The 20,325-nt window shown below is 53.3% G+C and carries 18 protein-coding genes; all 18 read left to right on the top strand.

Annotation, left to right across the window (positions count from 1 at the left end; all coding sequences use genetic code 11):
* Window positions 1-3 precede the first annotated feature (3 nt).
* Window positions 4-693 (top strand): phosphoribosylformylglycinamidine synthase subunit PurQ, encoded by a 690-nt coding sequence (gene purQ / locus KQJ23_RS04200; RefSeq protein ID WP_216477432.1) that lies wholly within the window; start codon window positions 4-6, stop codon window positions 691-693.
* The gene (purL, locus tag KQJ23_RS04205) at window positions 671-2,914 is read left to right on the top strand and encodes a phosphoribosylformylglycinamidine synthase subunit PurL (protein ID WP_216477433.1); all 2,244 of its coding nucleotides are present in this window, start codon (window positions 671-673) and stop codon (window positions 2,912-2,914) included. The genes purQ and purL overlap by 23 nt, the downstream gene beginning before the upstream one ends.
* Window positions 2,899-4,380: an amidophosphoribosyltransferase gene (purF, locus tag KQJ23_RS04210; RefSeq protein WP_216477434.1), complete on the top strand. Its 1,482-nt coding sequence runs from the start codon at window positions 2,899-2,901 to the stop codon at window positions 4,378-4,380. Before purL ends, purF begins: the two co-directional genes overlap by 16 nt.
* A 341-nt stretch (window positions 4,381-4,721) precedes the next feature.
* Window positions 4,722-5,765 carry a phosphoribosylformylglycinamidine cyclo-ligase gene (gene purM / locus KQJ23_RS04215; protein ID WP_216477435.1) on the top strand — a complete coding sequence of 348 codons (1,044 nt, stop codon included), beginning with the start codon at window positions 4,722-4,724 and terminating at the stop codon, window positions 5,763-5,765.
* The gene (gene purN, locus KQJ23_RS04220; RefSeq protein WP_216477436.1) at window positions 5,765-6,379 is read left to right on the top strand and encodes a phosphoribosylglycinamide formyltransferase; all 615 of its coding nucleotides are present in this window, start codon (window positions 5,765-5,767) and stop codon (window positions 6,377-6,379) included. Before purM ends, purN begins: the two co-directional genes overlap by 1 nt.
* 104 nt (window positions 6,380-6,483) lie before the next feature.
* Window positions 6,484-8,031 (top strand): bifunctional phosphoribosylaminoimidazolecarboxamide formyltransferase/IMP cyclohydrolase, encoded by a 1,548-nt coding sequence (purH, locus tag KQJ23_RS04225; protein WP_216477437.1) that lies wholly within the window; start codon window positions 6,484-6,486, stop codon window positions 8,029-8,031.
* Window positions 8,032-8,105: 74 nt separating this feature from the next.
* Window positions 8,106-9,383, top strand: a complete 1,278-nt coding sequence (gene purD / locus KQJ23_RS04230; RefSeq protein ID WP_216477438.1) for a phosphoribosylamine--glycine ligase — start codon at window positions 8,106-8,108, stop codon at window positions 9,381-9,383.
* A gap of 98 nt (window positions 9,384-9,481) precedes the next feature.
* Complete coding sequence (locus tag KQJ23_RS04235; RefSeq protein ID WP_216477439.1) at window positions 9,482-9,661, top strand: hypothetical protein; 180 nt, start codon at window positions 9,482-9,484, stop codon at window positions 9,659-9,661.
* A 68-nt stretch (window positions 9,662-9,729) separates the two neighbouring features.
* Window positions 9,730-9,960: a hypothetical protein gene (locus KQJ23_RS04240; protein WP_216477440.1), complete on the top strand. Its 231-nt coding sequence runs from the start codon at window positions 9,730-9,732 to the stop codon at window positions 9,958-9,960.
* A 132-nt stretch (window positions 9,961-10,092) separates the two neighbouring features.
* Window positions 10,093-11,367 (top strand): threonine ammonia-lyase IlvA, encoded by a 1,275-nt coding sequence (gene ilvA, locus KQJ23_RS04245; RefSeq protein ID WP_216477441.1) that lies wholly within the window; start codon window positions 10,093-10,095, stop codon window positions 11,365-11,367.
* A gap of 199 nt (window positions 11,368-11,566) precedes the next feature.
* A complete protein-coding gene (locus KQJ23_RS04250; RefSeq protein WP_216477442.1) occupies window positions 11,567-12,916 on the top strand; it encodes an FAD-dependent oxidoreductase in 1,350 nt (449 codons plus the stop codon).
* A 44-nt stretch (window positions 12,917-12,960) separates the two neighbouring features.
* The gene (locus KQJ23_RS04255; protein ID WP_216477443.1) at window positions 12,961-14,256 is read left to right on the top strand and encodes a TRAP transporter large permease subunit; all 1,296 of its coding nucleotides are present in this window, start codon (window positions 12,961-12,963) and stop codon (window positions 14,254-14,256) included.
* Window positions 14,257-14,336: 80 nt separating this feature from the next.
* On the top strand, window positions 14,337-16,478 hold the full coding sequence (locus tag KQJ23_RS04260) for a hydantoinase/oxoprolinase family protein (protein WP_216477444.1): 2,142 nt from the start codon (window positions 14,337-14,339) through the stop codon (window positions 16,476-16,478).
* 56 nt (window positions 16,479-16,534) lie between these two features.
* Entirely contained in the window at window positions 16,535-17,233 is a 699-nt protein-coding gene (locus KQJ23_RS04265; RefSeq protein ID WP_216477445.1) for a hypothetical protein, read from the top strand.
* Window positions 17,234-17,374: 141 nt separating this feature from the next.
* Window positions 17,375-18,235, top strand: coding sequence for a MurR/RpiR family transcriptional regulator (locus tag KQJ23_RS04270; protein WP_216477446.1), 861 nt, complete (start codon window positions 17,375-17,377; stop codon window positions 18,233-18,235).
* 178 nt (window positions 18,236-18,413) lie between these two features.
* Window positions 18,414-18,797 carry a GntR family transcriptional regulator gene (locus KQJ23_RS04275; RefSeq protein WP_216477447.1) on the top strand — a complete coding sequence of 128 codons (384 nt, stop codon included), beginning with the start codon at window positions 18,414-18,416 and terminating at the stop codon, window positions 18,795-18,797.
* Between the two features lie 70 nt (window positions 18,798-18,867).
* The gene (locus KQJ23_RS04280) at window positions 18,868-19,566 is read left to right on the top strand and encodes an ABC transporter ATP-binding protein (protein WP_216477448.1); all 699 of its coding nucleotides are present in this window, start codon (window positions 18,868-18,870) and stop codon (window positions 19,564-19,566) included.
* The gene (locus tag KQJ23_RS04285) at window positions 19,563-20,324 is read left to right on the top strand and encodes a hypothetical protein (RefSeq protein ID WP_216477449.1); all 762 of its coding nucleotides are present in this window, start codon (window positions 19,563-19,565) and stop codon (window positions 20,322-20,324) included. The genes KQJ23_RS04280 and KQJ23_RS04285 overlap by 4 nt, the downstream gene beginning before the upstream one ends.
* Window position 20,325: the final 1 nt, after the last annotated feature.

The following is a 20,325-nucleotide window of genomic DNA, read 5'->3' on the forward strand; positions in this document are numbered from 1 at the left end:
CCAATGAAATTTGCAGTACTCGTATTTCCCGGCTCCAACTGTGATATCGACTGCTACAAAGCAGTAGAATCTGCACTTGGCGAACCGGTTGACTACGTATGGCACACAGCTACAGATTTGTCGGGCTATGATTGCATTCTCGTGCCGGGCGGCTTCTCTTACGGAGACTATCTTCGCTGTGGAGCCATTGCCCGCTTTGCGCCGGTTATGAATGAGGTAGCCAAGGCGGCGGAAGAAGGCAAATATGTCCTGGGCATTTGCAACGGCTTTCAGATTCTGACCGAGGCCGGCCTGCTCCCGGGTACGCTGCGCCGCAACGATTCCCTGAAGTTCCGCTGTCATGATACGGTGCTTCGCGTCGAGAATAACGACAATCCATTCACTTCGCTTTATGCGGAAGGAGAAGAAATTACGATTCCGATTGCGCATGGGGAAGGCAACTATTATTGCGATGAGGATACCTTGAAACAATTGCAAGAAAATCGGCAGATTATTTTCAGATACAGTAACAATCCCAACGGTTCGGTGGACGACATTGCGGGTATTACGAACGAACGCGGCAATGTGGTCGGCATGATGCCGCACCCGGAACGGGCGGTTGACGGATTGCTTGGCTCGGAAGACGGCAAGAAGATGTTTACTTCGATATTAAAGGCATGGAGGGATCGGCATGAATCAGCAGGTATCCGCTAAGGAACCGAATGCAGAGCAAATTGCGCAGCAGCACATTTACAAACAGATGGGCGTATCGGACAGCGAATATGAGCTGATCTGTGGATTCCTTGGACGCAAGCCGAACTACACGGAAATCGGTGTATTCAGCGTCATGTGGTCAGAGCATTGTGCTTACAAAAACTCCAAGCCACTCTTGCGCCGTTTCCCGACAAGCGGGCCGCGCGTACTGATGGGACCGGGCGAAGGCGCGGGCATCGTCGATATTGGCGATAATCAGGCGGTCGTATTCAAAATCGAGAGTCATAACCATCCTTCAGCGGTTGAGCCTTATCAAGGTGCCGCTACAGGTGTCGGCGGGATTATCCGCGATATTTTCTCCATGGGGGCAAGACCGGTGGCGCTGCTGAACTCGCTTCGCTTCGGCAAGCTGGAGAGCGAGCGCGTGAAATATTTGTTCGAGCATGTCGTATCCGGCATTGCTGGCTACGGTAACTGTATCGGCATTCCGACGGTAGGCGGCGAAGTGGTGTTTGACGAGAGCTATGACGGTAACCCGCTCGTTAACGCGATGTGCGTCGGCTTGATCGATCACGATAAAATTCAACGCGGCGTAGCCAAGGGCGTCGGAAATCCGGTGTTTTATGTCGGTCCTCCTACAGGCAGGGACGGAATTCACGGAGCGACCTTTGCATCCGAGGAGCTCACCGAAGAATCTGAGGCCAAGCGGACAGCAGTACAGGTGGGCGATCCGTTCATGGAAAAGCTTGTGATGGAGGCGTGTCTTGAGTTGATCGATACCGGCATTGTGCTGGGGATTCAGGATATGGGCGCAGCCGGGTTGACCTGCTCCAGCGCGGAGATGGCGAGTAAGGCGGGGAATGGCCTGGAGCTGTATCTCGATCAGGTTCCGCAGCGCGAGGAGGGCATGACTCCGTATGAAATGATGCTGTCGGAATCCCAGGAACGCATGCTGTTCGTAGTGGAGCCGAAGGATGAAGCACAGGCGCTGGAGATTTTTGACCGGTGGGGCGTGATTTGCGCGAAGGTCGGTAAGGTTACGGATGACGGCCGGCTGAAGCTGTTCCATCATGGCGAAGTGGTTGGCGATATGCCGGTGACTGCACTCGTAGATGAATGCCCGGTGTACGAAAAGCCATCTGCGGTGCCTGCTTATTATGAGCTAAACGCAGGAATCGACACGCTTCGCTATCCGGAAGTGAGCGATCTGAACGCAGCGTTGGAGCAAATCCTGGCTTCGCCTTCGGTGGCAAGCAAGGCTTGGGTGTATAACCAGTATGACTACATGGTTCGGACCAGCACGGCGGTTCGTCCGGGTTCTGACGCCGCGGTGGTGACGGTTCAAGGCACCCGCAAGGCGCTGGCTATGACGACGGACTGCAATGGGCGTTTCGTCTATCTGGATCCGGAAGTGGGCGGCAAGATTGCAGTGAGTGAAGCCGCGCGGAATATTGTGTGTTCGGGTGCAGAGCCGCTGGCGATTACGGACAACCTGAATTTCGGCAGCCCGGAGAAGCCGGATATTTTCTGGCAGATGGAGCGCGCGGTTGACGGTATGGCGGAAGCTTGCCGTGTTCTGGACGCACCGGTAATCGGCGGTAACGTCAGCTTGTACAATGAAAATTTGAAAGGCGCGATCTATCCGACACCGGTTGTCGGTATGGTTGGCCTGGTTCATGATACAGATCATATTACGACGCAAGGATTCAAAAATGAGGGCGACGTCATTGTGCTGCTCGGGGATACCCGCGGCGAGCTTGGCGGCAGCGAGTTCCAGGCCGTGGTGCATGGCGTTACAGAGGGACGTCCGCCAGTGCTGGATCTCCAAGTGGAGAAGCAGCTGCTTGATGCCGTGCTGAGCGCTATTCAAGGCGGCTTGGTTCGTTCGGCACATGATTTGTCAGAGGGCGGTCTTGCGGTAGCACTTGCCGAGAGCTGCATCAGCGGCGGCATCGGCGCCAAGATTGCGCTTGACTCTGCACTGCGTGCTGATTTGGCATTATTCAGTGAATCCCAGTCGCGGATCGTGTTATCTGCAGCTCCGGCACAGGCGGAGCAATTGCTGGATCATCTTGCCTCGCGCGGGGTTCCGGTACAGCGGATCGGCGTTGTTGAGGGCAGTGCGCTGAAGGTCTCCATTAACGGAGTCTCAGCGATCGACAGACCGGTGAAGGAGTTGGCCCGGGTCTGGGAGGATGCGATTCCATGTCGGATGCAATGATGCCTTCGCAGCAGCTATGGACGGGAGACTATTATAACGAAGGTACGGGGCGCAGCGATATTTTCGATACCTTAAAAGAGGAATGCGGCGTGTTCGGCGTGTTCGGGCATCCGGAGGCGGCTTCGCTGTCTTATTACGGCTTGCATGCACTGCAGCATCGCGGCGAGGAGAGCGCAGGACTCTGTGTAACCGATGGAGAGCAGTTCAATTACCATCGCGGCATGGGTCTGGTCAAAGAGGTGTTTGACCGTGACAAGTTGTCCTCGCTGCCGGGGAGCCGCTCAATCGGCCATGTGCGTTATTCGACGAGCGGCGATAGCCGTCTGACGAATGCACAGCCGCTAATCTTTAAATATCGGGATGGGGATCTGGCGGTGGCAACGAACGGGAATATCGTCAATGCCCCGCAGATTCGCCGGGAGCTGGAACTGGCGGGTTCGATTTTCCAGACGACTAGCGATACAGAGGTTATCGCGCATCTGATCGCTCGTTCATCAAAGGAATTTGTCGAGGCAGCCAAGGATGCGCTTCGCCAATTGGTTGGCGGGTTTGCTTTCTTGCTGATGACGAACAACAAGCTGATCGTTGCCAGTGATCCGAACGGTCTGCGTCCGCTGACGATGGGGCGGTTAGGAGATGCCTATCTGTTTTCATCGGAGACTTGCGCCTTTGAGGTGGTCGGTGCCGAGATTATCCGCGACATCCTTCCGGGTGAGCTGTTGGTGCTGGACGAGAACGGGCTGCGGGAGGATCGTTATGCCGAGCCGCAGCGCAAGGCGCTGTGTGCGATGGAATACATCTATTTCAGCCGGCCGGACAGCGAGTTGAACGGAGCCAATTTGCACCGGGCCCGCAAGCAGATGGGACTGGTGCTGGCACAGGAATCCTTTGTGGATGCGGACGTAGTAACCGGAGTGCCGGATTCGAGCATCTCAGCTGCGATTGGTTACGCAGAGCAGACAGGAATTCCTTATGAGCTTGGACTGATCAAGAATAAATATACCGGCCGGACCTTCATTCAGCCGAGCCAAGAGCTGCGCGAGCAAGGCGTCAAGATGAAGCTCAGCGCTGTGCGCGGCGTGGTAGAGGGCAAGCGGGTTGTGATGATTGACGACTCTATCGTCCGGGGAACGACCTCGCGGCGTATCGTCAATTTGCTGCGGGAGGCCGGAGCGACCGAGGTGCATGTGCGGATTACGTCGCCGCCGTTTAAGAATCCGTGCTTTTACGGCATTGACACACCCGATCGGGCAGAGTTGATCGCTTCCTCCATGTCGATTGAGGAGATTCGCCAAGAGATTAATGCGGATTCCCTGCAATTCTTGACACCGGATGGATTGATACGAGCTGTCGGCGGCTTTAATCAGGGCGACTATAAGGGCGGCTTGTGCATGGCTTGCTTCGATAACGACTATCCGACTCGAACGGATTTTGATGGGGAAGAGAAGTTTGGTTGTATGTGTTGAATAGTGAGAAGTAGCTGTAAAACTACATTTATATTTCTTCGATGAAGGGGAAAAACGTAAACTAGTTGTAGAAAGGACAGCTATTTTCCACGATTAGGCTCTTTACCTTGGCATAGGGGTCATGGTGTGCTGAAGAAGCGTAAGCGTTCGCCTTTATGAGTGGATTTCTACTGTATAATAACTTAGTTCAATTAGAGAAATCCGCGAATAACAGCGATCGTAAGCACACTCCACACGTTGCCCTATGAATGTAAAACTTATTAGTTCAACCTATATATAAGGATAATAAGGCGCTAGTTATCTTAAGCCAAGTAAATATATTAAAGGGAGAGTGTCGATACGTGTCTGAGGCATACAAACAAGCCGGGGTGGATATTGCGGCAGGCAATGAAGCAGTAGAGCGGATGAAGAAGCATGTCAAACGGACGTTCCGTCCTGAGGTCATGACAGAGCTTGGCGGGTTCGGCGGATTGTTCGGCTTGAATAAGGACAAATACGAGGAGCCGGTGCTTGTGTCGGGAACCGATGGGGTCGGCACCAAGCTGAAGCTGGCTTTCGCAATGAACAAGCATGATACGATCGGCATCGATGCGGTTGCAATGTGTGTCAACGATATCGTGGTGCAAGGCGCAGAGCCGTTGTTCTTCCTGGACTATCTTGCCTGCGACAAGGTCATTCCCGAGAAGATCGAGGCGATTGTAGCGGGGATTGCTGAAGGCTGTCATCAATCAGGCTGCGCTCTGATCGGCGGCGAGACGGCTGAGATGCCCGGCATGTATGCTGAGGGCGAATACGATATTGCTGGCTTTACGGTGGGCGTGGTTGACAAGAGCAAGATCGTGAATGGCAGTTCAATTGCTTCGGGAGATGTTGTGCTGGGACTGCCGTCCAGCGGAATCCACAGCAACGGCTTCTCATTAGTGCGCAAGCTCTTGCTGGAGCAAGCAGGCTATGATCTGAAGGATCGGGTATCCGGACTGGATGGAGAAGTGCTTGGCGAGGTTTTACTGGCACCGACGCGGCTCTACGTTAAGCCGGTGCTGTCACTGCTTGAGAAGGTCCAGGTGAAGGGAATGGCTCATATTACGGGCGGCGGCTTCATCGAAAATATCCCTCGCGTATTGCCGGATGGCGTAAATGCGGAAATCGACTATGGCTCCTGGCCGGTGCAGCCGATCTTCCGGCTGCTGCAGCGTACAGGAGAGGTCAGTAACCGGGATATGTTCACAACCTTCAACATGGGAATCGGACTTATCATCGTCGTCGCGGAGCAGGATGCCGAGCAGGCGCTTGCAGCTTTGCGCGAAGCGGGCGAAACCCCGTATCAAATCGGCCGCATTACTGCCGGAGAACGGGCGGTCACTTTTACCGGGGTGGAAGTCTGATGTCGCAAGGCTGTCGGATTGCTGTATTTGCTTCGGGAAATGGCAGTAATTTTCAGGCGTTGCTGGAGGCCTCCCGAGCAGGGAGACTTGGCGGCGGCGAAATCGTGCTGCTCGTCTGTGACAAGCCGAATGCCTTTGTCGCCGAACGGGCCCGTCAGGCGGATGTGGAGACATATCTGTTCCGCCCGAGGGAATATGGAAGGCGCGAGGATTACGAGGCCGAGATCGCAGCAAGGCTAACGGAGCTCGAGATTGACCTGGTCGTATTGGCTGGCTATATGCGTTTACTTACACCGGTATTGGTTAGTCCTTACGCCGGAAGAATGTTGAATATTCATCCGTCCCTGTTGCCTGCTTTTCCGGGCACGGATGCCATTGGACAAGCCTGGAATTACGGAGTCAAGGTTACGGGCGTGACCGTGCACCTGGTGGATGAAGGTATGGATACGGGAACCATTGTGGCACAAGAAGCTGTGACGGTGGAGGCCGGCGAGGATGTCGATTCTTTGACGGCCCGGATTCACCAAGTCGAACAGCGCTTATATCCTCAGGTTGTGAAACAATTTGCCGAGGGCAGGGTTCGCGTGAACGGACGCAAGGTAGAGTTGGGTTAAGGTGTGTATGAGCTATATAAGTTTAACTTATATAGAATGGTTTTTCGATATTTCCCGAGAAATATTGCAAGCACATTCGTCAAAATCAAAGGGGGACCTGGAACGTGGGAATCAAGAGAGCGCTGGTCAGTGTGTCGGATAAGACAGGGATTGTAGAGTTTTGCCGGGAGTTGTCCGGACTGGGGGTAGAAATCATATCCACCGGCGGTACGAAAAATCTGCTGGCGAAGGAAGGCGTGCCAGTCATCGGGATTTCCGATGTGACCGGATTCCCGGAAATTTTGGATGGGCGGGTGAAGACGCTGCATCCAGCCGTGCACAGCGGATTGCTGGCGGTGCGCGACAGTGCGGAGCATCAGGCGCAAATGCAGGAACTGGGACTGGATTATATTGATCTGGTGGTCGTGAATCTCTATCCGTTTCAGGAGACGATTGCCAAGCCGGATGTGACTTATGAGGACGCGATTGAAAATATCGATATTGGCGGCCCGACTATGCTTCGTTCTGCGGCGAAAAACCATGCGTTTGTCAGTGTGGTAGTGGATGCTGCGGACTATGCCGGCATTATTGAAGAGATTCGGACTGGCGGCGACACTACGCTCGACACGCGCAAGCGTCTGGCGGCGAAAGTGTTCCGTCATACCTCGGCGTATGATGCACTGATCTCGGAATATTTGTCGAAGGTGACTGGTGATCCATTGCCGGAACGTTTTACCGTCACTTACGAGAAAATTCAAGATTTGCGTTATGGCGAAAATCCACATCAAAAGGCTGCGTTCTACCGGAAGCCGCTCGCAGCTGCGGACACATTGACTTCAGCGGAGCAACTGCACGGCAAGGAGCTCTCTTATAATAATATCAACGACGCGAATGCGGCTTTGCAAATTGTTAAGGAGTTTGATGAGCCGGCTGTTGTCGCTGTGAAGCATATGAATCCTTGCGGCGTGGGAGTAGGCGAAAGCATCTATGAAGCTTACCGGAAAGCCTATGATGCGGATCCGGTATCGATTTTTGGCGGAATTATTGCTGCAAACCGGATTGTTGACGAAGCTACGGCAGTATTGTTGAAAGAGATTTTCCTGGAGATCATCATTGCTCCTGACTTCACCCAAGAAGCGCTTGACGTGCTGACACAGAAGAAAAATATTCGTCTATTGAAGCTGGGGAACTTGCAGTCGGGCGCTAATCGCAGCAGTCAGTTCGTCGTTACCTCGATTGATGGCGGAATGATCGTGCAGGAGAGCGATGTCCACACTTTGTCCGAGAGCGATCTGAAGGTCGTTACCGACCGCAAGCCGACCGAAGCGGAGCTGAAACAGCTGTTGTTCGGGTGGAAGGTCGTTAAGCACGTGAAGTCTAATGCGATTGTGTTGGCAAAGGACGATATGACGGTCGGAGTAGGTGCCGGACAAATGAACCGCGTAGGATCGGCGAAGATTGCGATTGAGCAGGCGGGCGACAAGGCAAAGGGCAGTGTGCTCGCTTCCGATGCGTTCTTTCCGATGGGGGATACGCTGGAGTTTGCTGCAAAGGCTGGAATTACGGCAGTAATTCAGCCCGGAGGCAGTGTTCGTGACGAAGAGTCGATCAAGGTTGCTAATGAGAATGGAATTGCAATGATCTTCACGGGAGTCAGACATTTTAGACATTAATAAACACTCACAGTTTTCGTCCATGGATGTAGATGTCAGGTTTGACTAGGCCGAGATCGGCAGGAGGTACCCAAATGGATATATTAGTCGTCGGCGGCGGAGGCCGTGAACATGCAATTTGTTGGGCGCTCGCCAAGAGCCCCAAGGCTGGAACCATCTATTGTGCGCCAGGGAATGCCGGGATCGCCCAAATAGCGGAGCTTGTGCCGATTCAGGTTGGCGAGTTCGGGAAGTTGGCTGCATTTGCCCGGGAGAAGCAGTTGGGCCTTGTCGTAATTGGTCCGGATGATCCCTTGGTCGAAGGAATCGTCGATGCGATTGAAGAGGCGGCTCCGGGAATTCCGGTGTTCGGCCCGCGCAAAAATGCGGCATTGATCGAGGGCAGCAAGACGTTCATGAAGGATCTGCTGCACAAGTACGAAATTCCGACGGCAAGCTACCGGAAATTTGCGGATTATGAAGCCGCGCTTGAATATTTGTATTCCCAGCAGGTGCCGATTGTCATTAAGGCAGATGGATTGGCAGCCGGTAAGGGAGTAACGGTGGCTTTCACTCGGGACGAAGCAGAAGAGGCCTTGAAGCGGATTATGGTCGACAAGGTATTCGGTGATTCGGGCAGCCAGGTCGTGATCGAGGAGTTCCTAGAGGGGCAAGAGATGTCGATTCTGGCATTTGTAGATGGAGAAACGGTACGTCCAATGGCTGCGGCTCAGGATCATAAGCAGGTGTATGACGGCGACCGCGGACCGAACACCGGGGGAATGGGGACCTATTCGCCTCTGCCCCATATTTCGAATGAGATCATTGCCGAGGCGATCGAGACGATCATCAAGCCGACCGCAAAGGCTATGGTGGCGGAGGGACGCGCATTCCGCGGTGTCTTGTTCGCCGGTCTGATGGTGACGCCTGAGGGTAAGCCCAAAACGATCGAATTCAATGCCCGCTTCGGAGATCCGGAGACCCAGGTAGTGCTGCCGCGCCTAAAGAGCGACTTGCTCGAAATATTCCTTGCGGCGGTTGAAGGCCGGCTGGATGACGTGGAGATCGAATGGAGCGAAGAAACGGCGGTATGCGTGATTCTGGCCTCCGGAGGCTATCCGGCTTCTTATCCGAAGGGTCTGCCGATTCAAGGGCTGGAGCAGGCGGAGAACGTGCATAGTCTCGTCTTCCATGCAGGAACCGCGCGGGGCGAGCGGGGAGAGTGGCTGACGAACGGCGGACGGGTATTGGGCGTTGTCGGCGTCGGTGCCGATATTGCCGAGGCGAGAGAGCGGGCTTATGCCGCAGCCGGCAAGATTACGTTCGACGGGAAGCATAGCCGTACAGATATTGCAGCTAAAGCATTGGTATAATGAACTTAGAAATGCCGTCCGGGACGCCGGGCGGCATTTTTTAAATTTTTATTCGGTACAGAGGTTGGATTAGCGGGAAGGGATGGCAATCAGATTGTATGAAGGACAATCCGGCCGTAATGCAAGCGGTGAAAGCAATAGCGTGGAACTTTGATCCCCGCTCGATAGGGTATGTATGGGATTATGACGGCAACAAGCAGGATTATCAGAGGCATTTCCCGGAAGGATACGGGTATGCGGTGGTACGTCCTGTAAAAAGAGCACCAATCCAACCATAAAGCTCTGTACGGAGCCATGGATAAACTCTCTCTTTCTGGAGATATTACCAGGGAGGAGGCGATGCTGCTTGAGTAATGAGGAGAAAAGAATGCACCCGGTCTCGAGGGAAGTCGTCGAGACGGAAGGTGTGTACACTGACGAGCTTGGACGCGAGACGTACCTGCATAAGGGGGAGGAGTTCCCTGCCGATCTGGTCCTCGGAACGACGGAATATAAGCTGACCGAGCTGGCCCAGGTCAAGCATGCAGAAGGACGAACCAATCCTAGATTGGTTCCGAAAAAGGAAGAAGATAATTGATTAGAGCGCCCTTTGAGCCCGGCATTCTGCCTGAGCGTCAGAGGGCGCCTTTACTTTTTCACTTGAAGACTGGCCGTTTCAGGTGTACCTTTAATAGAATGAGAGTAATGATAACGAGGTGAGGAGAACGAGATGAAGCAGACGGAGCAGCAGCATACAACCGGAACGGTCGGTATGGAGGATATTGTACGGGCACATCATGTGCTGAAGGAAGTGGTCAGACGGACTCCGCTTCAGTTAGATCATACCCTGAGTACGAAATATGATTGTAAAGTTTATTTGAAGCGCGAGGATCTGCAGATTGTCCGCTCCTTCAAGATTAGAGGAGCTTATAATATGATCCGGAGCCTGGCACCAGAGGATCTCGAAAAGGGCATTGTATGCGCCAGCGCAGGGAATCACGCTCAAGGCGTGGCTTTCTCTTGTCATGTGATGGGGATCAAAGGAAAGATTTTTATGCCGAGCACGACACCGAATCAGAAGATTAAGCAGGTAAAACGATTCGGAGGCGAAGCAGTAGAGGTCATTCTGACCGGCGATACTTATGATGATGCCTATGCTGAGGCGATTAAGGCCTGCAAGGAAGGCGGCATGACCTTCATTCATCCGTTCGATGATCCGATGATCGTGGCCGGCAACGGGACGATCGCGATGGAGATCATGGAGGGCCTGGACTCGCCGGCGGATTATATGTTCGTCACGATTGGCGGAGGCGGCCTGATCTCCGGTGTAGGCACGTATTTGAAGACAGTGAGTCCGAATACGAAGCTGATCGGGGTGGAGCCGTCCGGTGCGGCTTCGATGACGGAGGCAATCCGGCGCAAAGAGGTCGTGACATTGGAGTCGATCGATAAGTTTGTTGATGGTGCGGCAGTAAAACGGGTCGGCGACTTGAACTATGAGATCAGCAGAGGCTTGATCGATGACATCGTCCTCGTTCCCGAGGGTAAAGCCTGCACAACTATTCTGGAACTGTACAACGACAGCGCAATTGTTGTAGAGCCGGCGGGAGCGCTGGCTGTCTCGGCACTGGATATCTACCGCGAACAGATCAAGGGCAAAACGGTGGTCTGCATTATTAGCGGCGGCAACAACGACATCGACCGAATGCAGGAGATGAAGGAGCGCTCGCTCATTTACGAGGGCTTGAAGCATTATTTCCTGATCAACTTCCCGCAGCGGGCTGGCGCACTCCGTGAGTTCCTGGAGCAGGTCCTTGGGCCGAACGACGATATTGCGCGTTTCGAATATACGAAGAAGCATAACAAGGAGAACGGCCCCGCACTCGTTGGCATCGAGCTCAGCGACAAGGAGGACTACCAGGCGCTGATCGACCGGATGAGCGCGAAAGGAATTGCTTATACGGAGCTGAACCGGGATCTGAATCTGTTCAATCTGCTTATTTGAGCAGAAGAGGGCCTAGATTGATAACATTCATAGGGTTAATAATAACCGTAACGTCCGAGAAATCGGGCGTTATTTTTTTTTGAAATATACTATCTATCTGATACTTTTTGAAAAAAATATACATTATTATTGATGGTTTTTGAAAATTGTGATATTCTCTTGATGTAATGTAATCGCTATCATAAGGAGTGGAGAAATGATGAGACATTATGAGGTAATTGTGTCCGGTGGCGGCGTATCTGGAGCCATAGCCGCTATCGCAGCGGCGAGGGCCGGAGCGAAAACCTTGATTGTCGAAGCAAACGGGTTTCTGGGCGGCACGTTGACAGCTGCAGGGGTTGGTCCCATGATGACTTTTCATGCAGGGAAGAAGCAGGCGATCCAGGGAATTACGGACGAGCTGATCCAGCGGCTGCGCCGGATTGGCAAGTCACCGGGACACATTGAGGATGCGACGAACTACACCTATTCCGTGACTCCGTTCGATGCCGAGGCCATGAAGCACGAGCTGGAGACCATGCTGCTGGAAGCGGGAGGCGACATCTTGTATCACACGATGCTGGCCGGCGTAGTCACGAACGGGAGCCGTATCACTTCGCTGACCTTGTGCAATAAGGCAGGGCTGAGCGAGATTACGGGCGACGTCTTTATCGATGCGACCGGGGATGGAGACGTGGCGGCCTGGGCAGGCGTAAAATTCGCAAAAGGCCGTGAGAGCGACGGCATGTCGCAGCCGATGACGCTGAAGATGAAGATGCGGAATGTGGATACTGCTGCTATCCGCGATTATATCCGCAAGCATCCGGACGAGTTCACGCGTATGAATCAGGATCTGTCGGTCATGGATACGGCCGAACGGCTCTCCGTTATCGGCTTCGAGAAGCAGTTCAAGGAAGCGAAGGAGCGCGGCGAGGTGACGATCAAGCGGGAGGATGTGTTGTTCTTCGAAACGAATAATCCCGGCGAGGTCATCATGAATACAACGCGCATTCTCGGCTGCGACAGCACCGACCCGTGGAGTCTGAGCCTGGCGGAGATCGAGGGGCGCAGGCAGTGCCGCGAGCTGGAACTGTTCCTGAGGAAGTATGTTCCCGGTTTTGAGGAGGCTATCGTTGTATCGACCGGCCCATCCATCGGTGTCAGGGGTTCACGCCAGATTAAAGGACAATATACGCTGACGGGTGAGGATATTTTAACCATGAAAAAATTCAACGACGTCATCGCCCACTCCGGTTACCCGATTGATATCCACAGCCCGGACGGCGAGGGAACGACGCATGGACGGCTGGAATGGGGCGGAATGTACGGTATTCCTTACCGCTGTCTTGTGACCGACCAGTTCGACAACCTGATTGTAGTCGGACGTTGTCTGTCTGCAACCTTCGAGGCGCAGGCCGCTGTGCGGACGACGCCGACGGTGGGGGCGATCGGGCAGGCGGGCGGCACGGCCGCGGCACTCGCCGTCAAATCCCGCGAGTCTGTTACGGACGTGGATATAGCCGAATTGCAGCGCAAGCTGCGCGAAGAAGGAGCTTATCTCGAAGTTTAATATGCTAGAACCCGCAATTATATGAATTTTAAGGGGATGTGTCTATGGAAACTTTGCAAGTAATCGGTATTTTGCTTGTATTCGCTGTATTTGTAGCCTTAATGATGATGAGAAAGCTGCCTACCCTGCTGGCACTGCCGCTGATGGCCGTCTTGCTGGCTGCTGTGGCGGGCATACCGTTCATCTCAAGCGACCCGGAAGCGTTTACAATCGCTAAAGGCGTATTAGCGGGAGGAGCGATGAGGCTGTCCACCGCGATCGCTGGCCTTATCTTCGGGGCCTGGTTTGGACAGATTCTGAACAAGGTCGGCATTACCAAAACAATTATCCGCAAAGCAGCCGAACTGGCTGGCGATAAACCGCTGGCAATCGCCATCGTCTTCTTCCTGGCAGCGTCGGTTATTTTCGCGGCGGCGAGCGGCCTTGGCATGGTCATTCTCGTCGGTACCATCACGATACCGATTATGCTTACTGCCGGACTAAAGCCGTTCGTCAGCGGCTTGGTCGTACTTCTGGCAAATGCGGTAGGTGTGACGTTCAATGTGTCCAACTGGGCAATTTATACGGATGTGCTGGGAATCCCGACTTCGGAAGTAGCTTCCTATTCGGTACTGTGCGGACTTCCGCTGATCCTTCTGGCACTCGTGATGATCGTCTTCTATACGAAGAAGGGCGGCAAGGTTAAAAAAGCATGGGCGATGCCGGCCAAGCAAGATCCTTCAGGCGGCCCCGAAACTAAAAATGTTCGCTCCATTGCGCTGATCAGCCCGCTGGTGCCTGTGTTGCTGGTGTTTCTGCTGAAGCTTGATATCGTATCCGCCGTCTTTGTCGGCGCGGCTGTCACGCTGCTGCTTTCGACGCCAAAACGGCCGGTGCACGTGTTGTCCAGTGCACTCGTGGAAGGCATTCAGGATGTAGCCGGGGCTCTGGGATTGATGATCGGCATCGGGATGCTGCTGGCTGCCGTTACCGCTCCTGAAGTGGCTGCGCTTATTCAGCCGCTGATCGAAGGGATTTTGCCTTCATCGCCGCTCACCTTTGTACTGGTCTTTACCCTGTTGTCGCCGCTTGCAATCTACCGTGGCCCGCTGAATGTTTGGGGTCTGGGCAGCGGCATCGCCGCCCTGATGGTAGCGGGCGGCATGGCTCCAATCGCTGCTATGCTTGCGCTGCGCATTGTCAGCAACCTGCAGGCCGTCAGCGATCCCACCAACTCGCATAACGTTTGGGTGGCCGATTTTACAAAGACGGATATCGTGGAAATTTTGAAGAAAACGGTGCCGTGGATGATCCTGATTGTGTTTGTTTCCATGATTATAGCGGCGTTCTACGCTTTTTAGAGGATCATTAGCAGAACCGCAGAATTAGCAGAAACGAAGAGACAGATAAAAGGCAGAAGATATATGGGGAGGAATACCGGATGGGCAAACAAGAGGTGCGCATCGGCATCGATGTGGGCGGTACGTTCACGGATGCTGTAGCCATCGACAACCATACTTACGAAGTCATGTCCAAGGTTAAAATACCTACAACGCATCACGACAAGCGAGGGGTAGCCAGCGGCATTGTACAGATCATCGAGCGGCTTATGAAGGAAAACGGAATTGCGCCGCAGGATATTACCTTCATCGCCCACGGCACAACCCAAGCAACGAACGCTCTGCTTGAAGGCGATGTTGCCCGGGTTGGCATTCTCGGCATGGGCACGGGCATCGATGCCCGCAGCGCCCGCTCGGAGACGAATATCGAGCATATTGAACTGGCGGCGGGCAAATATCTCGTTACGTACCACACATTCGTAGACTCCAAGGATTTGACCGATGAGGCGATAGATAATGCGATCACCGATCTCGAAATGCAGGGCGCCCAGGTTATCGTCGCTTCCGAGGCTTACAGCGTCGACGATCCAGCCAATGAATTGAGAGTCATCGAGCGGGCACGCAGCCGGGGAATTTACGCCACAGGCGGACATGAGATATCGCAGCTGTACGGCTTGAAGACGCGTACGCGCACGGCGGTGGTCAATGCCAGTCTAATTCCGAAAATGATGGAGACGGCAAACATGACCGAGCAGGCGGTCAAAGAAGCGGGGATCACCTCCCAGCTTATGATTATGCGCTGCGACGGCGGGGTGATGAGCATCGATGAGGTGCGTCAGCGGCCAATACTGACGATGCTGTCCGGGCTTGCCGCAGGCGTGGCCGGTGCGCTCATGTACGAGAAAATCTCCGATGGCATTTTCTTTGAAGTCGGGGGCACCAGCGTCGATATTTCTGTTATCAAGAACGGCAAGGTCATGATTGAAAATGCCGAGGTCGGCGGACATAAAACCTATTTGCGCTCACTCGACGTGCGTACGCTGGCGGTGGCAGGGGGAAGCATGATCCGGATTGAAGACGGCGCGATCATTGATGTAGGACCGCGAAGCGCTCATATAGCCGGCAAGGAATACGAGTGCTTCACTGATACCGCCAACCTGGAGGGAGCGGAGCTTAAGCAAATCAGTCCCCGCGAGGGAGATCCCGATTATACGATCGTTAGCGCAGCCGGAGGCGAATATGCGTTAACGCTGGCCGGTGCGGCCAATATCCTGGGCTATGTGCCGGAGGGCGACTACGCGCGCGGTAACGAAGCAGCGGCACGCAAGGCGTGGCAGGTGCTGGCCGACCGGCTTGGCGTGACCGTGGAGGAAGCGGCTCGTGCGGCGATGGACATCGCCGTCCGCAAAGTGATGAAGGCGGTCCGCGAAATGATCAACGACTATGAGCTGGATGAGAGCTTTGTCACCCTCGTCGGCGGAGGCGGGAGCGGAGCCGTGCTGGTGCCGGCCCTGGCCGATGCAGAAGGCTTCAAGCATCAAATTGCGAATAATGCGCCGTATATTTCCACGATCGGCGTAGGCATGGCAATGGTACGGGAACAGATTGAGAAGACGGTGGTCGGCGCCACTGAGCAAGATATTAAGCTGATCCGCGCCGAGGTGATCGAGAAGATTGTTCGATCCGGGGCTAATGAGGCCACGGTGGACGTAACCATAGAGATAGACGCCCAGCGCAATATATTGCGCGCCATTGCCACGGGTTCCACGGAGCTGCGGTCCAAGGACTTGGCCAACCGCGATGTTCCGCTGGAGGCGCTGCAGGCTACGGCTGCCGAAGCGCTGAATGCAGGGGAGCAGGAAACGGAGCTGAAGGCAGCTTCAGGGCGTTGGTACCTGTTCGAATGTATAGAGACAAAAAAGGCGATGCTGGGTCTGTTCAAAAAGAAAATTCCGCATATCGGAGTGCTGGACCGCGAAGGTGTAGTGCGCTTCAAAAAGACGAACGCTTATTATCTTCAGTTCCGCAAACGGGACCTAAGCAGCAGCTTCTCGGCTTTTCTGGACGAAAACACGATTTATTCTGATGCCAACGCGACGATTCCCAAAGCGTTTCTGTTCTACAAGGAGAAAATGCTGGATTTAACAGGCATGCAGACAAAGGAGCAGCTTTTCTCTATTCTGGAGGTAGAGACCCAGCTGCTGGAAGAGGACAGCGAAATATTAGCCGTTGTCTATCAGTAACGCAGGCGAAGAGTGCGGGATAGAGCTATTCAGGATGAAAGGAGAGCGGGAACGTAATGGCGAAAGAACATTTGCTGCTGCCAGACGAGCAGGTGATGGCCTATGCAGAGCTGACCCAGGATTTGCTGTTTCATAAAATTCCGCAAAGCCGTGTAGCCTTCTATGTCCAGCGGTCGCTGGAGCGCGGAGCGGAATTGGCCGCTGCTGCGCGGAAGGAAGGGAAGGGTATCCGCGAACTGTGCCGGGCGGCAGGCATCTCGGTGACGATCGCCGACGGGGAGAGCACGTTTGGGAAAGTGCGGTTCCGGGCAGAGATCGAATTTTCTGACAAGGAACGGGCTATTACGGTTTACCGCAGCTCGCTGCACGAGCTGGAGCAAGCCTGTCAGCGCTATCTGCCGGAAGCGGCGCTGTCGTTCAATGATATGGTCGACATTCACCTGGCACATGAATATTATCATTATCTGGAGTACAGCGGCCACGGCTTCACGAACGAGCTGCTGCCGCCGGTAACGACGCTGTCCTTCGGCCCGCTTCGGCGCAGCGCGACGATCGTCCGCTGCTCTGAAATCGCCGCTCATGCCTTCAGCAAGGGCTTCACAGGTGTGGATTGGCTGCCGAATCTATTCGATTACTTCTATATGAGAGAAAGCGGCCAGTTGACCGAAGACGAATATGACGTCCTGGAGCGGAACTGGCGCTTGGGATGGGAGTCTGCCCTGGCTGTTGCGGAAACGGTAGAACCGGCGAAATAATCGGATTCTCTTCGGCTGTGCGCTTCCTTAACTTTCCCGGCCCCCCGGCATGCCTTGCGCCGCGGGGCCGTTTGACTATCATTTGTAGTCGAATTTTGATAAACTATGGGAACGGAAGAAGGTATTGCGCGGGGGGTACATATGAGCAGCCAAACGAATGCGGTTGTTGCCAAAATTATATCTAGCAAAGATAAGCTGACATTCAGCGAAAATGAGATTGCCAACTTCGTCATGGACAATCCGGATTACGTCATTCAGAACACGATCACTTCTATTGCGGCCGAAATCGGTGTGTCAGAAGCAAGCATTAACCGTTTCTGTAAAAAGGTCGGCTTTAAGGGCTTCAACGATTTCAAAATTGCGATCGCCCAGGACACGCATTACCGCAATATGAACCACAAGTCCAAGCGGCGAGAGGATATCCCTTTTTCCGACGAGTTGGCCTTCGATTATAACGATCTGATAACGAGCACAGCGGCGCTGATCGACCCGGGAGAGATAGCCAAGGCGGCTCAGGCCATCGCCAAGGCTAAAAACATCTATATTTTTGGGGTTCTAAGCTCCTGGCTTGCGGCGCAGGAACTGCGCCAGAAGCTGGATCTGATCGGCATCAAGTCATTTGCCTACAACGATACCTACAATATGAAGCTCTCCGGGTCCATGTGCACCGGAGGGGATGTCGTGATCGCGATTACCCGTTCCGGCCTGGTGCGGGAAATCGTAGACAGTCTCAGTCTGGCAAGCCAGAGCGACGCTACAGTCATTACGCTTACTAGCTATAATTCCACTTCGGTTACTCAGTACGCAGACATCAAAATCATTGCCTCGGATAAACTGTCGGTGAGAAACAGCGCCTTTTTGTCGGAGCATATTACGTTTCTGTACGTCATCGATCTGATTTTTGCCGCCTTGGTAAAGTCGGATAACCGCTATATGAAGCGCAAGCTTAGCAGTGAGGCGATTATTGAGAGCAGTCAGTTTTGGAATAACGAGTATTTGTAAGCCGTCTGAATAAGGCTTTAATAGCCGGCAGACCTTAAACGGCCTTTTTTGGGCCGTTTTTTATGTATCTAAACACTTTACAACAACAAAATACTAGTGTACTATTTAACTATGACACAGGTACAGTTTGAAAATAATCATAAAATGAAACAAAGGAAGGTCGAAGGGAGGAGATCATGTGACACTTGAATTTGATAATAACCTGCCTATTTATTTACAGATCATGAGCTATATCAAGCGGGAGATTGTGACGGGCAAGCTCAAGGCAGGAGACAAAATTCCTTCCGTCCGGGAACTGGCGGCCGAGCTTCAGATTAACCCGAATACGGTACAGCGGACTTTTCAGGAACTGGAACGGGAAGAGGTCGTAGAGACACGGCGCGGGCTAGGACGATATGTAACCAGCGAGGAGGCTAAGATTATGGCGATCAAAAAAGAAATGGCCGGAGATTTGATCCAGCGGTTTATTACCGGGATGCAGGAGCTTGGGTTCGCTAACAAGGATATTGCAGCGATTATTGCCGAAGCGGTAGACGACAAAAATCCGCCGGCTCTCAAATGACCGTTATGATTTTAGTGAAGTGGCCGAGGAAGTTGGATTTTCGCGTGAGGAATAGAAGGAGGACAGTGAAATGAAGGATCAAATTTTGCACCTGCAAGGTGTTTCGAAAAATTATGCGGGGAAAAAAGCGCTGGATCAAGTCTCGTTATCCATTGGCAAAGGTAAAATTGTAGGGCTGCTGGGTACGAATGGGAGCGGTAAGAGTACACTCATGAAAATCGCCGCAGGCTTGATTCCTTATGAAGGAAGTGCAACTGTGCTGGGAAAACCGGCAGGCCTGGAGTCCAAGGCTGAGGTGGCATTTATGCCTGACCGTCCGCTGACGGAGAGCTGGATGCGTGTATATGAGGCGATTAGAATGCAGCGGGACTTCTATCCCGACTTTGATGAGAACAAAGCAGGCCAGATGCTTGAATTCATGAATCTGAGAGACCGCGACCGGGTCAGCACACTATCGAAAGGAATGCTGGAGCGGCTGCAGCTTACGCTGACCTTGTCCCGGAAAGCCAGATTGTATTTGCTGGATGAGCCGATCGGAGGAGTTGACCCGGTAGCAAGAGCCCGCATTCTGGATGCAATACTGGAGTTCTATGACGAGGACAGCAGCATTGTGATTTCCACGCATTTGGTGCGCGAGATTGAACGGATCTTTGATGAGGTGTTATTCCTGAAGCAGGGGAAGGTTGTTCTCCAGGATGAAGTAGAGCAGTTGCGGAGCAAGCACGGAAAAAGCGTGGAGGATTTGTTCAAGGAGGTGTTCGCTGAATGATGAAGCTGTTTAAATACGATTGGAAAAGAGATTCCAATACAATCTATAGCGTTCTTGCTGTACTGGTTATAGCTCAACTATTGTTCCACTGGGTCGGGACTGCCCGCGGGTGGGACCCGATGATCAGGCTGGCTGTAAGTCTGATGATGTATGTATCCGCCATGGTCGTGATGGTCATTACCGGCTCGAAAGGATACATCAAAAATCTCAAGTCATATCAACGGAGACTGGTTCCGATCCATCCGATCTACCACGTGCTGTCATCCTTGTTGTTCAGTACGCTTATCATGATGGCGGTATTCGTCATCGCTGCCGCGCATGGTCTATTGCTGATTCCTTGGAGTGACCTCACAGCCTTCCTGGAACTTGGCAATTTGCAGCTTACGGCATGGGATGTGATCATTGCTGCTGCCAGCGGAATCTGGGGTACCTTCTTCGTTATGCTGTTGATTTATTTCTCCATGACGGTTGGCGCTATGGTCAACATCCGCGGGAAGGCCGGGGTCTGGGTAGGCATTATCGTATTTATCATTCTTTCAAATATCATCAGCTCGATCAGTGAGACGGTGTTCAGACAAGCTGGCAGTGCAACTAACTTCGGGATTGTTCAGATCGAATCAGGTCCCGCGGCGGTTCCGGATACAGTTACGGTCAGTTCCTTGGGAACAGGGTTGGGCGGCTTCCTATTTGAACTTGTTGCAGCCGTCCTGCTGCTCTGGCTGATGGCATGGCCGATTCGTAAAAAGCTCGAAATCTAAT

This window comes from Paenibacillus brevis (assembly GCF_018919145.1).
In the GTDB taxonomy this organism is placed as follows: Bacteria; Bacillota; Bacilli; order Paenibacillales; family Paenibacillaceae; genus Fontibacillus; species Fontibacillus brevis.